Source organism: Stenotrophomonas sp. AGC87, assembly GCF_057333975.1.
On the sequence record NZ_JBHFHW010000010.1, the window covers coordinates 115,630 to 130,626 of the forward strand.

Consider the following 14,997-nt stretch of genomic DNA (forward strand, 5'->3'; position numbering starts at 1 on the left):
CCGCGCAGCGGCGCGGCACGATCCTGGTGGCGGGCGAGGGCATCAACCTGTTCCTCGCCGGCGCCGAGCCGCAGATCGATGGCTTCTATGCCGCCCTGCGCGCCGATGCCCGGTTTGCCGGGCTGCGCGTGAAGACCAGCTACAGCCAGATGCAGCCGTTCGCCCGGCTCAAGGCCAAGGTCAAGCCGGAGATCATCAGTTTCCGCATCGACGACGGCCAGCCGCTGGCCTACCCGCGCGCACCCTCGATCGATCCGGCCACGGTGCAGCGCTGGCTGCGCCAGGGGCACGACGATGCCGGCAAGCCGGTGGTGATGCTGGACACCCGCAACACCCAGGAAATCGAGTACGGCACCTTCCAGGACGCACTGGTGCTGCCGATCACCAAGTTCACCGATCTGCCCGAGGCCCTGGCCCCGCACCGCGAAGCGCTCAAGGACAGCACCGTGGTCAGCTTCTGCACCGGCGGCATCCGCTGCGAGAAAGCGGCGCTGTGGATGCGCAACGATGGCATGGACAACGTCCTGCAGCTGGACGGCGGCATCCTGGGCTATTTCGAGGCCGTGGGCGGTGAGGGCTATGACGGCCGCTGCTTCGTGTTCGACGAGCGCGTGGCGCTGGATGCGGCGCTGCAGCCGCTGGTCGACCAGGACGCCGGCGCCGCCTGAGCCGTCTTCACGGCCTGGATTGTCCTGAATCGTCGCGAGACGGAAATCAGCGTCTTGCCACCTGCGCCTTGTGGGCGGTGGCAAACCGGCCGGACAGCCCCATCTCAGTGGGATATCTCCTGGTTGGAACGAGCATTCATGATGCAGCTGTCGATTCTTGATCTGGCGCCGGTCTGCGAAGGCAGCGACACCACGCAGGCCTTCGCCAACATGCTGGACCTGGCCCAGCATGCCGAAGGGTGGGGCTTCCACCGCTATTGGCTGGCCGAGCACCACAATATGCCCGGTATCGCCAGCGCCGCGACCGCGGTACTGATCGGCCATGTGGCCGGGGGCACGAAGCGCATCCGCGTCGGTGCCGGCGGCATCATGCTGCCCAATCACTCGCCGCTGCAGGTGGCCGAGCAGTTCGGCACGCTGGCGTCGCTGTACCCGGACCGCATCGACCTCGGCCTGGGCCGCGCGCCCGGCACCGACCAGCCGACCGCCCGCGCATTGCGCCGCTACTTCGACAGCGCCGACCAGTTCCCGCAGGACGTACGCGAGCTGCTGCATTATTTCGAGCCGGCCCAGAAGGGCCAGGCCGTGCGCGCCGTGCCCGGTGCGGGCATTCCGGTGCCGGTGTGGCTGCTCGGCTCCAGTCTGTTCAGTGCGCGACTGTCCGCGGCGATGGGCCTGCCGTTCGCCTTCGCCTCGCACTTCGCCCCGGACGCGATGGATGAAGCGCTGGCGGTCTACCGCCGCGAGTTCCGTGCCTCGCAGTATCTGCAGGCGCCGTACGCAGTGCTGGGCTTGAACGTGGTCGCCAGCGATTCCGAAGCCGAGGCCAAGCGCTTGTTCACCACCCAGCAGCAGAGCTTCGTCAATCTGCGCCGTGGCCTGCCGGGTCTGATTCCGCCGCCGATCGACGACATCGAAGCGTTCTGGCAGCCGCACGAAAAGGCCGGCGTGCAGAACGCGCTGGCCTGTGCGGTGGTCGGTGACGTGCAGCAGGTGCAGGAAGGCCTCGCCGCGTTCGTCGCGCGACACAAGCCGGATGAAGTGCTGGTCACCGCCAATATCTACGACCACGCCGCGCGCAAGCGTTCCTTCGGGCTGGCGATGCAGGCGTGGCGCGCACTGCAGCGCTGAGACCGGCGCGGCGTGCGAAGAAGGCGTGACCGCGCGGTTCACGTCGCCGTAGCCGCCGATCGGCTGTGATGGTGGCTCCCCTTACAGGAGCCACCCCATGGCCGAGCACGATCGCCAGCAGCACATCAAACAACTGGCCGAACTGATCCGCGGCGTGGACATCGCGATGTTCACCACGGTCGGTGTGGACGGGCGCTTGTTCAGTCGTCCGCTGGGCACGCAGGAAGTCGAATTCGATGGCGACCTGTGGTTCGCCACCGGGGCCGACAGCCCGAAGATCGCGGAAATCACTGCCAACCCGCGCGTCAACGTGGCCTACGCCTCGCCGTCGGGCAACACCTATGTCTCGGTCTCGGGTACCGCGCGGGTGGTCAATGACCGCGCCAAGATCGACGAACTCTGGTCGCCGGCGATGAAGATCTTCTTCCCCGGCGGCAAGGACGACCCGAACCTGCGCCTGATCCACGTCAGCGCCGAATCGGCCGAGTACTGGGATGGCCCGGGCGGCCTGCTGGGCAAGGCACTGTATTTCGTGCTGTCGGCGGTGACCGATGATCCGGGCGCGATGTCCGACACCGGCACGGTGGATCTCAAGCCCGGCGCGTAGGGACCGACTCGGTAATTCGGCAGGTACCGACCGTTGGTCGGTACTTCAGAACCAGCGCTGGAACAGATCCACCGTATAACCCACCAGCTGCCCCGAACTGAAGCCGAAGAACAGCACGGCAGCCACCGCGCCGATCCAGTTGAGCAGCATCAGCACGCCATCGCGTTCCAGCAATGCCAGCGCGAACAGCAGCAGCTGGAAGCCGAACAGATAATTGGTGAGCGGGATCGGCAGCGACAACAGGACGCCGATCAGGATCAGCAGCAGCCCGGTGAACGCATGCGCGGGCAGCGGTACCAGCAGGCCGGGCATCCGCGGCTTGAGCAGGCGGTCCAGCCGCCGCAGTGGACGGTCGATGCGCTCCAGGAACCGATGCATGGTGCCGCGCTTGGGCCCGCGGTTGCGGATGAAGCCGGGCAGCCAGGGGCGGCGCATGCCGCACAGCATCTGCGCGCCGATCAGCACCACCAGCGGTCCACTGACCGCACCGCCCAGCCCGGGGATCGGGATGAAGGCCGGCAGGATCGCCACGAACAGGAACACACCAAACGCGCTCTGCTGCAGATCCTGCAGGATCTGGCCCAGCAGCAGCCGTTGCTCCGGGTCACCGTGGTCGAACATCGCCAGCAGGGTACGGATACCCTCGTTGCGGTACTCGGGCCGCGTCGGGTCCGGCGGCGTCGGCTCAGCCGGTGATGTCATCGGTTTCGTCTTCGCTCAGGGTGCGCAGCAACAGCTTGTCGACACGGGCACCGTCGAGATCGACGATCTCGATGCGCCAGCCGGCCCAATCGAAGTACTCGCCCGCATGCGGGATGCGGCCGAAATAGTGGATGCACATGCCGGCCAGTGTGTAGTAGTCGCCATCATCGGCATCGGGCAGCTCGGCGTTGCCCATCAGTTCGCGCAGGTCTTCGATCGAGAGTGAGCCATCGACCAGGAACGAGCCGTCCTCACGGGTCACGACCAGCGCGTCCTCGTCCACGTTCTCCACCGACTGCAGGCGGCCGACCACCGCGCCCATCAGGTCGCTGATGGTGACCAGGCCCTGGATCTCGCCGTACTCGTCCACCACCAGCGCCATCGACTGCTGTTCCTCGCGGAAGATTTCCAGCAGCTTCATCGCATGGGTGGACTCGGAGACGTACAGCGGCTCGCGCAGGTTCTGGAACAGCGAGTGGTCATCGCGCACCAGACGCGTCACCAGGCTCTTGACCTCCAGCACGCCGACGATGTCCTGATCGTTGCCGCGGAACACCGGGTAACGCGAGAATTCGTTCTCGCGCATGGTGGCGATGTTCTTCTCCGGCTCGGCCAGCGTATCCAGCCAGGCGATCCGGTTGCGCGGGGTCATCAGGCTGTCGGCGGTGCGGTCGCCCAGGCGCATGACACGGTTCATCATGTCGCGCTCATGCGCGTCGATCACGCCGGCCTCGTGGCTCTCGGCCACCAGCATGCGGATTTCCTCTTCGGTCACCGAGGCCGATTCGTCCTTGCCCAGGCCCAGCACGCGCAGCACCAGCCGGGTCGAATGGGACAGCAGCCAGACGCCGGGCGCGGCAATCTTCGCCAGCCAGCTCATGGGCAGCGCCACCAGGCCGGCGATGTCCTCCGAACGGGTCAGTGCCAGCCGCTTGGGCACCAGTTCGCCGAAGATCAGCGTCAGGAAGGTGATCAGGGCCACGGCCAGGGTCTTGCCGACCACGCCGGAATAGGCGAACGCCGGGAACATGCCCTGCAGCCACTCGGCGATGGTCAGGCCGATCGCCTCGCCACCGAACAGGCCGGTCAGGATGCCGATCAGGGTGATCCCGATCTGGACCGTGGACAGGAAGTTTTCGGGCTTCTCGGAGAGCGCCAGGGCGCGCTCGGCGCGCTTGCTGGACCCTGCCATCTGCTTCAGGCGGCTCTTGCGCGAGGTCATGACCGACATCTCGGACATGGCGAAGAAACCGTTCAGCAGGATCAGGGCGAGGACAATAATCAGTTCAAACACGGGCGGCTTCCCCGGTTGGTGGCAGGGAGGGCGTGTTCAAGCGATGTCGGCTACCGGAGGGCGCGTAAGCGCGGCGGTGCGGCGGGGGGTAAGGGTCGTCGTCCATAGAGTGCACCCGAAGGTGCCCGCGCATCTTAACAAAAGGCCGGGGCAGGGGTGCAAACAGAGTCGTTCAGACGGGGCCGTCCCAGCGTGAAGAAGGGGGGGAGTACCCGGAACAGACATCAAACCGTCATAATTCCGCCCGGTGCCGTCCTTCCTCGACGGCGAATAGGTTTCTCAATGTTCTCTCTGCAGACCATTTTTGGCTCCGGCAAACAGTTCTATACCCTGCTGGACGAGGCTGCCCAGGCCGCCCAGGACAGTTCCAAGGCGCTGCACTCCATGCTGCGCGAAGCGGACCGCCAGCCGGCGCTGGACGCCTTCAAGCTGGCCCGCCTGCGCGAGCGCGCGGCCTCGGACAAGATCAGCCAGGCGCTGGTCGACAGCTTCATGACCCCGATCGAGCGCGAAGACATCGAAGCGCTGGGCTCGGCGCTGTACAAGATTCCCAAGCAGATCGAGAAGTTCGCCGATCGCTATTCGCTGGCCACCCAGCATCTGGAACACATCGATTTCGCGCCGCGCGCGGCGATGCTGGAACAGGCTGCCAGTGTGGTGGTGGAGATGGTCAACGACCTGCGCCACATGAATCTGGACCGGATGACCGCGCTCAACGAGAAGCTGCGTTCGCTGGAAAACGAAGCCGACCGGCTGATGCTCGAGCTGTACCGCGACATCTACTCCGGCCGCCTGGACAGCCTGCAGATGTTCCTGCTCAAGGAATTCTTCGAGATCCTGGAAAAGGCCATCGATCGTTGCCGCGAGGCCGGCGTGGTGGCCTACCAGATCGTCTTGAAGAACAGCTGACGGACGCCACAGCATGCTGACCCTTGTCCTGGTGGTGATCCTGGCCGCGCTCGTTTTCGAGTTCATCAACGGCTTCCACGACACCGCCAACTCCATCGCCACCGTGGTGGCGACCAAAGTGCTCTCGCCCGGCTGGGCGGTGATGCTCGCCGCGTTCATGAACTTGATCGGCGCGCTGACCGGCACCGCCGTCGCGCTGACCATCGCCTCGGGCCTGCTCAACACCAACGTGGTCGATGTGACCCCGCAGGTGATCCTGTGCGCGCTGCTGGGCGGCATCATCTGGAACCTGATCACGTGGTGGAAGGGGCTGCCGTCCTCGTCCTCGCACGCCCTGATCGGCGGCCTGTGCGGCGCCGGCCTGGCCGCCGCCCACAACAACTGGGATGCGCTGATCTGGTCCGAGCGCATCGGCACCTGGGCCCAGAACAAGGGCCTGCTGTGGAAGGTGTTCCTGCCGATGATCACCTCGCCGATCGCCGGCTTCCTGCTCGGCATCGCGGTGATGCTGCTGCTGTGGGGCATGATCGCGGGCATGGCCAAGATCGGCGGCTTCCTGGGCCGTCTGGCCCGCCCGCGCATCGTCAATGCGTTCTTCGGCAAGGCCCAGATCGTGTCGGCGGCCTACATGGGCTTCGCCCACGGCCACAACGATGCGCAGAAGACCATGGGCATCATCGCCATGACCCTGATCGGTGCCGAGGCAACCGGTGCGCTGAACGACCTGCCGTCCTGGCTGGCCTTCATGCACCCGGATGCGACCGCCGGTGACGGCATCGCGATGTGGATCGTGCTGACCTGCGCCGTGGTGATGGCCGCCGGTACCGCCTCGGGCGGCTGGAAGATCATCAAGACCCTGGGCCACAAGATGGTCAAGCTGCATCCGATCCACGGCTTCGCCGCGGAAACGAGCTCGGCCACCATCCTGACCGTGGCGGCGCACTTCGGCATGCCGGTCTCGACCACCCACAGTATCTCCACCGCGATCATGGGTGTGGGCTTCGCCAAGAACCCGCGTTCGCTGCGCTTCGGCGTGATCGAGCGGATCGTGTGGGCATGGATCCTGACCATCCCGGCCGCCGGCGGCTGTGCGTACCTGATCCTGCGTCTGTTCGAAATGTTCGGTTGGGCCTGATCGGTCCGCACGGTTGAGCATCGAAAAGCCCGCCGGAAGGCGGGCTTTTTCGTGGAGCAAGGCGGATGCCAGGGCCGGAATGGCCGGGGGGTGTTTCGTGCGGCGGTCACCCCGACGCTGCGCTGCCTGGCCCCTGCCACTCCCGTGCCAGCAGCCCATACACGGCCGAATCGGATAGCTCGCCGGCGACCCGCCAGCGCTCGCGCAGCAGGCCCTCGCGAAGGAAGCCGAGCCGCGCCAGCACCTTCGCCGAGGGCACGTTGCGGGGGTCGATCTCCGCCTCCAGGCGCCGCAGGCGCAGCACATCGAACAGATACGCCACGAACTGTGACAGCGCCTCGTGCATGTAGCCCTTGCCCTGTGCTGACGGGGCAAGGTGATACCCGATCTCCGCGCGCCTGGCGGTCTCGTCGATCGCGAACACCACCACGATCCCCAGCAGTGGCCCGTCCGCACGTTCACGGATCGCCAGTTTGAGTTGCGTGCCGGCGTCGATCGCGGCCAGATCGTCGAGGATCTGCACGTAGGCCTGTTTCAGGTCGGTCCACGCCGGATGGTTCCAGTAGCGCATCACCGCACGGTCGGACTGGATCGCAAACAACACCTGGGCGTCTGTCGCGCGGATCGGGGTCAGCACCAAGCGTGTGGTTTCCAGCGTCAGGGTCGGGTCGAACGGCATGCAGGTTCCTGCGATCGAGGTGCGCCCAAGGTAGCGGCTCCTGCTCGGTGTATCCATGCCTGGGTTGGCGGCCCGCGGCAGACAATTCAAGAAAAAACCCGCCGGAAGGCGGGTTTTTCAATGTCACAACAGACCGAAATGTCACAACCGGCCGATCAGACTTCCAGCGAAGCCAGATCGCCCTTCTTCTCCAGCCAGCCCTTGCGGTCGCTGGCACGCTTCTTGGCCAGCAGCATGTCCATCAGCGAATGGGTCTGCTCGCCGTCATCGATGGTCAGCTGCACCAGGCGGCGCGTATCGGGATGGATGGTGGACTCGCGCAGCTGCTGCGGGTTCATTTCACCCAGGCCCTTGAAGCGGGTCACGCTGATCTGGCCCTTGATCTTCTCGCGCTCGATCTTGTCCAGCATCGTGCGCTTCTCTTCCTCGTCCAGGGCGTAGAACACCTGCTTGCCCACGTCGACACGGAACAGCGGCGGCATCGCCACGAACACGTGGCCGGCATCCACCAGCGCCGGGAAGTGCTTGAGGAACAGCGCGGTCAGCAGGGTCGCGATGTGCAGGCCGTCCGAGTCGGCGTCGGCCAGGATGACAACCTTGCCGTAGCGCAGCCCGGCGATGTCGTCCTTGCCCGGGTCGCAGCCGATCGCGATGGCCAGGTTGTGGACTTCTTCGGAGGCCAGCACGCTGCCCGAGGACACTTCCCAGGTGTTGAGGATCTTGCCGCGCAGCGGCAGGATCGCCTGGAAGTCCTTGTCACGGGCCTGCTTGGCGCTGCCGCCGGCGGAGTCACCTTCAACCAGGAACAGCTCGGTGCGCGACAGGTCCTGGCTGATGCAGTCGGCCAGCTTGCCGGGCAGGGCGGGGCCCTGGGTGACCTTCTTGCGGGTCACCAGCTTCTCGGTCTTCAGGCGCGCACTGGCGCGCTCGATCGCCAGCTGCGCGATCTGCTCGCCCAATGCGACGTTCTGGTTCAGCAGCAGGCTGAAGGCATCGTGCGCGGCGCCCTCGACGAAGCCCGCGGCCTGGCGCGAGGACAGGCGTTCCTTGGTCTGGCCGCTGAACTGCGGGTCGGTCATCTTCAGCGAGAGCACGAACGACACGCGGTCCCAGACATCTTCCGGGGCCAGCTTGACGCCACGTGGCAGCAGGTTGCGGAAGTCGCAGAACTCGCGCAGCGCCTCGGTCAGGCCGGTGCGCAGGCCATTGGCGTGGGTGCCGTGCTGGGCGGTCGGGATCAGGTTGACGTAGCTTTCCTGGACCAGCTCACCTTCGGGAATCCAGGCCAGGGCCCAGTCCACGATCTCGTTTTCTTTCTTCAGGTGGCCCACGAACAGGTCGGCCGGCAGCATCTCGCGCTCGCCGAGCTCGGCCTTGAGGTAATCGCTCAGGCCATCTTCGTAGTACCAGGTGTCCTGCTCGCCGGTGGCTTCATCGTGAAGCTTCACGGTCAGGCCAGGGCACAGCACGGCCTTGGCACGCAGCAGGTGGCGCAGCGCACGCAGGTTGTACTTGGGCGTATCGAAGTACTTCGGGTCGGCCCAGAAGCGCACGCGGGTACCGGTGTTCTTCTTGCCGACGCTGCCGACCACTTCCAGCGGGGTGGCACGGTCGCCGTTGCGGAAGGTGATGCGGTGTTCGCTCCCCTCGCGCTTGATATGCACTTCCACCAGGGTGGACAACGCGTTGACCACGCTGACGCCAACGCCATGCAGGCCGCCGGAGAAGGTGTAGTTCTTGTTGTTGAACTTGCCGCCCGCATGCAGGCGGGTCAGGATCAGTTCGACGCCGGGGATCTTCTCCTCGGGGTGGATGTCCACGGGCATGCCACGGCCGTCATCGCTGACTTCGCAGCTCCCGTCCTTGAACAGCGTGACTTCGACCGTGTGGGCGTGTCCGGCCAAGGCTTCGTCGACGGCATTGTCGATGACTTCCTGCGCCAGATGGTTCGGGCGCGCGGTGTCGGTGTACATGCCGGGGCGGCGCTTGACCGGGTCCAGGCCGGACAGGACTTCAATATCGGCGGCGTTATAGCGGGCGTTCATCTGTCTTCATAAAGCGCAATGCGACGGCGAAGTTTGCGGTCTGGACGGGTTTTTTGCACGCCACACGTTCAGGGGGCGGCCGACCGGGGCGCGATAGACTGTGCTGGATGGGAAACCGGAGCCTCCGGCGCCCCATTCCATGCCATACCGCGAGGAGCACCCCATGAAGAAGTTGCTGACCATCGTTGCCATCGCCGCCGCCGTGGTGGCCGTGCCCATGGCACTGGCCCAGAACGCCGGACAGGGCCAGCCCACGCCGCAGCAGGGCGAACAGGCCGACAAGGCCCAGGCCGAAGCGGACGCCAAGGCCAAGCGCCGCGCCGCCGCCACGGCCGAAATGAAGGCCAAGGGCGAGCAGGCCCCGCAGAAGGAAGAGGAAGAAGAAGCGCGGAAGAAGCGCTGATTCCTGTTGCCTGATTACCGACGCCCCGGCCTGGCCGGGGCGTTTTTTATGTGAAGACCGTCATCCGCCCCTTGGGCTGGAGGCCGTCAATCTGTAAACTATGGCTTTCCGGGAGTAGTGCGTGTCATCCATCAGCGAATGGACTGGCCTGATCGTGCGCGGTCGCCAGCAGGGTAGGCAGGAGGTGACGGTCCAGACAGCGGCCGGCACGGCTGACCCGACGTCGCTGACCCACTCCCGCACCGTATCCCCCCTGATCCCGACCTTGGCGCGTGAAGACGCCGCCGCCAGCCGGATCGTTCCGATTTCCCCCTTTACGTCGTCCGTCGCCCTCCGCGCCGGCGCCGTTTCCCCCTTCCTGACAGGACACCCCCAGCCATGACTCCCTTGATCTTCGTAACCGGCGGCGTAGTGTCCTCGCTCGGCAAAGGCATTGCCGCCGCGTCGCTTGCCGCCATCCTCGAGGCCCGCGGCCTGCGGGTGACGATGATGAAGCTCGATCCGTACATCAACGTCGACCCGGGCACCATGAGCCCGTTCCAGCACGGTGAGGTCTACGTCACCGATGACGGCGCCGAGACCGATCTGGACCTGGGCCATTACGAGCGCTTCGTGCGCACCCGCCTGAGCCGCAAGAACTCGGTCACCACCGGCCGCATCTACGAGAACGTGATCCGCAAGGAGCGCCGCGGCGACTACCTCGGCGCCACCGTGCAGGTCATCCCGCACATCACCGATGAAATCCGCCGCTGCATGGACGAGGCCACCGAAGGCTTCGACGTGGCCCTGGTGGAGATCGGCGGCACCGTGGGCGACATCGAGTCGCTGCCGTTCCTGGAGGCGATCCGCCAGGTGCGCACCGAGCGCGGCCCGGAGAAGGCGCTGTTCATGCACCTGACCCTGGTGCCCTACATCGCCGCCGCCGGCGAGCTGAAGACCAAGCCGACCCAGCACTCGGTCAAGGAACTGCGCTCGATCGGCATCCAGCCGGACGTGCTGCTGTGCCGTTCCGAGCAGGTGGTGCCGGATTCGGAGCGCCGCAAGATCGCCCAGTTCACCAACGTCTCCGAGCGCGCCGTGATCAGCGTGCCGGACGTGGACGTGCTGTACCGCATTCCGATGGGCCTGCACGCGCAGGGTCTGGACGACATCGTCGTCAACCAGCTCAAGCTCGGCGACAAGGCCGGCCCGGTCGATCTGGCCGAGTGGGAAGCGGCGGTGGACGCCACGCTGCACCCGCTGGATGAGGTCACCATCGCGGTGGTCGGCAAGTATGTCGATCACCAGGACGCCTACAAGTCGGTTGGCGAGGCGCTCAAGCACGGTGGCCTGCGCCAGCGCACCAAGGTCAACCTGAAGTGGCTCGAAGCGCAGGAACTGGAAGACAGCGACCTGGCCGCGCTCAAGGATGTCGACGGCATCCTGGTGCCGGGCGGCTTCGGCGACCGTGGCTTCGAAGGCAAGGTGCTGACCTCGCAGTTCGCCCGTGAGCAGAATGTGCCGTACTTCGGCATCTGCTACGGCATGCAGGCCGCGGTGGTCGATTTCGCCCGCCATGTGGCCGGCCTGGAAGGTGCCAACAGCACCGAGAACGACCGCCAGTCGCCGAACCCGGTGATCGGCCTGATCACCGAATGGCGCACTGCCACCGGCGATGTGGAAAAGCGCGACGACAAGAGCGATCTGGGCGGCACCATGCGCCTGGGCCTGCAGGAACAGCGCCTGAAGCCCGGCACGCTGGCCCGCGAGCTGTACGGCAAGGACGTGGTCTCCGAGCGTCACCGCCACCGCTACGAGTTCAACAACCGCTACCGCACCCAGCTGGAAGATGCGGGCCTGGTGATCGCTGGCAAGTCGATGGATGACACCCTGGTGGAAGTCATCGAGCTGCCGCGCGACCAGCACCCGTGGTTCCTCGCCTGCCAGGCGCACCCGGAGTTCCTGTCCACGCCGCGCGAAGGCCACCCGCTGTTCATCGGCTTCATCCGTGCCGCGCGCGAGCGCAAGGCCGGTGGCAAGCTGGCACAGGACGCAGCCGCCTGATCGGCATGCCGCACTTGCAGCGGGGGCCGCGTGCCCCCATTGCAGAGCGCTAATCACCCACGGCGGCTGGCCTGGCCAGTGTTCGCCGGACAACAAGGAAACGCCATGAAACTGTGTGGATTCGACGTCGGGCTGGACCAGCCCCTGTTCCTGATCGCCGGCCCGTGTGTGATCGAGTCGATGCAGCTGCAGCTGGACGTGGCTGGCAAGTTGAAGGAAATCACCGATCGCCTCGGCATCAACTTCATCTTCAAGTCGAGCTTTGACAAGGCCAACCGCACCTCGGGCACCGCCTTCCGCGGCCCGGGCATGGAAGAGGGCCTGAAGGTCCTGGCCGAAGTGAAGAAGCAGATCGGCGTGCCGGTACTGACCGACGTGCACGAATACACCCCGATGGACGAAGTGGCCTCGGTGGTGGACGTGCTGCAGACGCCGGCGTTCCTGGTCCGCCAGACCGATTTCATCACCAAGGTGTGCGCCACCGGCAAGCCGGTCAACATCAAGAAGGGCCAGTTCCTGTCCCCGTGGGACATGAAGCCTGTGGTGGAGAAGGCCAAGGCCACCGGCAACCAGGACATCATGGTCTGCGAGCGCGGTGCCAGCTTCGGCTACAACAACCTGGTCAGCGACATGCGCTCGCTGTCGGTGATGCGCGATACCGGCTGCCCGGTCGTGTTCGATGCCACCCATTCGGTGCAGCTGCCGGGCGGGCAGGGCAACAGCTCCGGTGGCCAGCGCGAGTTCGTGCCGGTGCTGGCGCGTGCGGCGGTCGCTGTCGGTGTGTCGGGCCTGTTCGCCGAGACCCACCCGGATCCGTCCAAAGCGCTGTCCGATGGCCCCAACGCGTGGCCACTGGACCGCATGGAAGAACTGCTCGAAACCCTGATGGAACTCGACGCGGTCACCAAGAAGCACGGGTTCTCGCGTTTCGCATGACGGGCGACGTTCCGGCGTCACCCGCGGTGCGCCGCGGCTGGCGTGGCTGGGCCTGGGGCTGGATCGCGCTGGGTGCGGCGATCATGGCCTGGGGCGGTGTGTTCGTGCTGGTGCTGTTGGTGTTCGCCAGCGTTGGCTCGCCCGGTGACGGTGACAACGCGCTGCGCTCGGTGCGGCCGTTGCTGCTGGTCACGCTGTCACTGACCGGCACCGTTGCGCTGGCCTGCGTGACCGCCAGCGTGCTCGCGTTCCGGCTGCGCCGGCAACCGGCCGGCGGCGGCGTCGCGCTGGCCCTGTTGGCTTTGTTGATGCTGGTGTTGTTGATCCCGTCGCTGACCTCGCGCCACACCAGCGTGGCCGGGGTGCTGCCCGCCACCCTGCCGATTTGGCAAGTGACGGGTGTGCAGGGATAATCACGCGGCATGTTTTTTTTGGCGCTGCGTTGGCGGCGCCTCCCCCTCTCTGACTGGTAACCGGCCCGCTATGACCACGATCCGCAGCATCCACGCCCGTGAAATCCTCGACAGCCGTGGCAACCCCACGCTGGAAGCCGAAGTCATCCTCGAGGACGGCTCGTTCGGTCGTGCCGCGGTGCCGTCCGGCGCCTCGACCGGCACCAAGGAAGCCGTGGAACTGCGTGACGGCGACAAGACCCGATACCTGGGCAAGGGCGTGCGCAACGCCGTGTCCAACGTCAACACCACGATTGCCACGGCGCTGAAGGGCTTCGACGCCGCCGACCAGGAAGGCCTCGACCGCCGCCTGATCGATCTGGACGGCACCGAGAACAAGGGCCGCCTGGGCGCGAACGCGCTGCTGGGGGTTTCGCTGGCCAATGCCCACGCCGTGGCCGCCTCCAAGAAGCAGGCGCTGTGGCAGCATCTGGCCAACGGCCGCGACGTCACCCTGCCGGTGCCGATGATGAACATCATCAACGGCGGCGCGCATGCCGACAACAACGTCGATTTCCAGGAGTTCATGGTGCTGCCGGTCGGCTTCACCTCGTTCTCCGAGTCGCTGCGTGCCGGCACTGAAATCTTCCATTCGCTCAAGTCGGTGCTCAAGGGCCACGGCCTGAGCACGGCGGTGGGCGACGAAGGCGGCTTCGCGCCGGACTTCCGCAGCAACGTCGAAGCACTGGACACCATCCTGGAAGCCATCGGCAAGGCCGGCTACACCGCCGGTGAAGACGTGCTGCTGGGCCTGGACGTGGCCTCCAGCGAGTTCTACGAGAACGGCAAGTACAACCTGGTCGGCGAGAACAAGCGCCTGACCTCCGAGCAGTTCGTCGACTTCCTGGCCGACTGGGCCGCGCAGTACCCGATCGTGACCATCGAAGACGGCCTGGCCGAGAACGACTGGGCCGGCTGGAAGCTGCTGACCGACCGCATCGGCAACAAGGTGCAGCTGGTGGGCGACGATCTGTTCGTCACCAACCCGAAGATCTTCAAGGAAGGCATCGAGTCCGGCACCGCCAACGCGATCCTGATCAAGGTCAACCAGATCGGCACCCTGACCGAGACCCTGGAAGCGATCGCCATGGCGCACGCGGCCAACTACGCCTCGATCGTCTCGCACCGTTCGGGCGAAACCGAAGACACCACCATCGCCGACATCGCCGTGGCCACCACCGCCACCCAGATCAAGACCGGCTCGCTGTGCCGCAGTGATCGCGTGGCCAAGTACAACCAGCTGCTGCGTATCGAGGAAGCCCTCGGTGCCGGCGCGCGTTACGCCGGTCGTGACGCGTTCGTGTCGCTGAAGCGCTGACCCCATGCGCGACTGGCGCTGGCTGCTGCTGGTGCTCGCGCTGCTGCTCGGATGGCTGCAGTACCGTTTCTGGTTTGGGCCGGGCAACTCGGGCGAAGTGATGATGCTTGAGGCCCAGGTCGAGAACCAGAAGCGGGACAACGCCGGCCTGCAGCAGCGCAATGATGCGCTCGCTGCCGAGGTCAAGGACCTCAAGGAAGGCGAGGCCGCCATCGAAGAACGCGCGCGCAGCGAGCTGGGCATGATCAAGCCCGGCGAGAAGTTCTACCGCGTGGTCGAAGACGCGCCGGTGCCGCCGCCGCGCGCGCCGACGGCCGTCACCGATCCGGATGCCCCGCACCAGGATGTGCCCTGATGGCGGGCATCTGGGCGGTGGTTCCCGCTGCTGGCCGTGGCACCCGCTTCGGCGGGCCCACGCCCAAGCAGTATCTGCTGGCCGGCGACCGCGTGTTGCTGGCCCACACCCTCGAGGCGCTGCTCTCGCACCCGGTCGTGGCCGGAGTGATGGTAGTGGTCGCCGAGAACGACGCCGACTGGCCGGGCTGGCAGTCACTGGCGGACAAACCCATTCTGACCTGCATCGGCGGCGCCACCCGCGCCGGCTCGGTGCTGGCTGGCCTGCATGCGTTGCCCGATGACGTGCGCGCGGACGAGTTCGTGCTGGTGCACGACGCC

The 14,997-nt window shown here is 66.1% G+C and carries 16 protein-coding genes; 12 read left to right on the forward strand and 4 right to left on the reverse strand.

Going from position 1 to position 14,997, the window contains the following annotated elements:
- The 3 genes from ACE026_RS04785 to ACE026_RS04795 form a co-directional block, all read left to right on the forward strand.
- A partial coding sequence (locus ACE026_RS04785; RefSeq protein ID WP_486038184.1) for a sulfurtransferase occupies positions 1–668 on the forward strand: 668 nt, incomplete at its 5' end.
- 138 nt (positions 669–806) lie between these two features.
- Positions 807–1,799, forward strand: coding sequence for an LLM class flavin-dependent oxidoreductase (locus ACE026_RS04790; protein WP_486038185.1), 993 nt, complete (start codon positions 807–809; stop codon positions 1,797–1,799).
- Positions 1,800–1,896: 97 nt separating this feature from the next.
- Positions 1,897–2,406 (forward strand): pyridoxamine 5'-phosphate oxidase family protein, encoded by a 510-nt coding sequence (locus ACE026_RS04795; RefSeq protein WP_486038186.1) that lies wholly within the window; start codon positions 1,897–1,899, stop codon positions 2,404–2,406.
- A gap of 45 nt (positions 2,407–2,451) precedes the next feature.
- Here ACE026_RS04795 and ACE026_RS04800 read toward each other — a convergent pair whose 3' ends face one another.
- Both ACE026_RS04800 and ACE026_RS04805 read right to left on the reverse strand, forming a co-directional pair.
- Positions 2,452–3,108 (reverse strand): exopolysaccharide biosynthesis protein, encoded by a 657-nt coding sequence (locus ACE026_RS04800; protein WP_486038187.1) that lies wholly within the window; start codon positions 3,106–3,108, stop codon positions 2,452–2,454.
- Entirely contained in the window at positions 3,092–4,402 is a 1,311-nt protein-coding gene (locus ACE026_RS04805) for a hemolysin family protein (protein ID WP_486038188.1), read from the reverse strand. Before ACE026_RS04805 ends, ACE026_RS04800 begins: the two co-directional genes overlap by 17 nt.
- 282 nt (positions 4,403–4,684) lie before the next feature.
- Here ACE026_RS04805 and ACE026_RS04810 point away from each other — a divergent pair, with 282 nt between their 5' ends.
- Together ACE026_RS04810 and ACE026_RS04815 are read left to right on the forward strand one after the other, a co-directional pair.
- Entirely contained in the window at positions 4,685–5,311 is a 627-nt protein-coding gene (locus ACE026_RS04810) for a DUF47 domain-containing protein (RefSeq protein WP_121041743.1), read from the forward strand.
- Between the two features lie 13 nt (positions 5,312–5,324).
- Positions 5,325–6,446: an anion permease gene (locus ACE026_RS04815; protein WP_486038189.1), complete on the forward strand. Its 1,122-nt coding sequence runs from the start codon at positions 5,325–5,327 to the stop codon at positions 6,444–6,446.
- Between the two features lie 106 nt (positions 6,447–6,552).
- On the opposite strand, the gene ACE026_RS04820 is transcribed toward ACE026_RS04815, so the two are convergent.
- The gene (locus ACE026_RS04820) at positions 6,553–7,125 is read right to left on the reverse strand and encodes a GNAT family N-acetyltransferase (protein ID WP_486038190.1); all 573 of its coding nucleotides are present in this window, start codon (positions 7,123–7,125) and stop codon (positions 6,553–6,555) included.
- Between the two features lie 155 nt (positions 7,126–7,280).
- Positions 7,281–9,170: a DNA topoisomerase IV subunit B gene (parE, locus tag ACE026_RS04825; RefSeq protein ID WP_313212009.1), complete on the reverse strand. Its 1,890-nt coding sequence runs from the start codon at positions 9,168–9,170 to the stop codon at positions 7,281–7,283.
- Positions 9,171–9,333: 163 nt separating this feature from the next.
- Here parE and ACE026_RS04830 point away from each other — a divergent pair, with 163 nt between their 5' ends.
- The 7 genes from ACE026_RS04830 to ACE026_RS04860 form a co-directional block, all read left to right on the forward strand.
- Entirely contained in the window at positions 9,334–9,573 is a 240-nt protein-coding gene (locus ACE026_RS04830) for a hypothetical protein (RefSeq protein WP_088433184.1), read from the forward strand.
- A 378-nt stretch (positions 9,574–9,951) separates the two neighbouring features.
- Positions 9,952–11,616 carry a CTP synthase gene (pyrG, locus tag ACE026_RS04835; RefSeq protein WP_313212006.1) on the forward strand — a complete coding sequence of 555 codons (1,665 nt, stop codon included), beginning with the start codon at positions 9,952–9,954 and terminating at the stop codon, positions 11,614–11,616.
- Between the two features lie 105 nt (positions 11,617–11,721).
- Positions 11,722–12,552 carry a 3-deoxy-8-phosphooctulonate synthase gene (gene kdsA / locus ACE026_RS04840; RefSeq protein WP_088433181.1) on the forward strand — a complete coding sequence of 277 codons (831 nt, stop codon included), beginning with the start codon at positions 11,722–11,724 and terminating at the stop codon, positions 12,550–12,552.
- On the forward strand, positions 12,549–12,965 hold the full coding sequence (locus ACE026_RS04845) for a hypothetical protein (RefSeq protein ID WP_486038191.1): 417 nt from the start codon (positions 12,549–12,551) through the stop codon (positions 12,963–12,965). The genes kdsA and ACE026_RS04845 overlap by 4 nt, the downstream gene beginning before the upstream one ends.
- Before the next feature lie 70 nt (positions 12,966–13,035).
- Positions 13,036–14,322, forward strand: coding sequence for a phosphopyruvate hydratase (gene eno / locus ACE026_RS04850; RefSeq protein ID WP_121041757.1), 1,287 nt, complete (start codon positions 13,036–13,038; stop codon positions 14,320–14,322).
- 4 nt (positions 14,323–14,326) lie between these two features.
- Positions 14,327–14,677, forward strand: a complete 351-nt coding sequence (gene ftsB, locus ACE026_RS04855) for a cell division protein FtsB (RefSeq protein WP_121041759.1) — start codon at positions 14,327–14,329, stop codon at positions 14,675–14,677.
- Positions 14,674–14,997: 2-C-methyl-D-erythritol 4-phosphate cytidylyltransferase (locus ACE026_RS04860; RefSeq protein ID WP_486038289.1), on the forward strand; the 324-nt coding region annotated here is incomplete at its 3' end. The genes ftsB and ACE026_RS04860, both read left to right, overlap by 4 nt.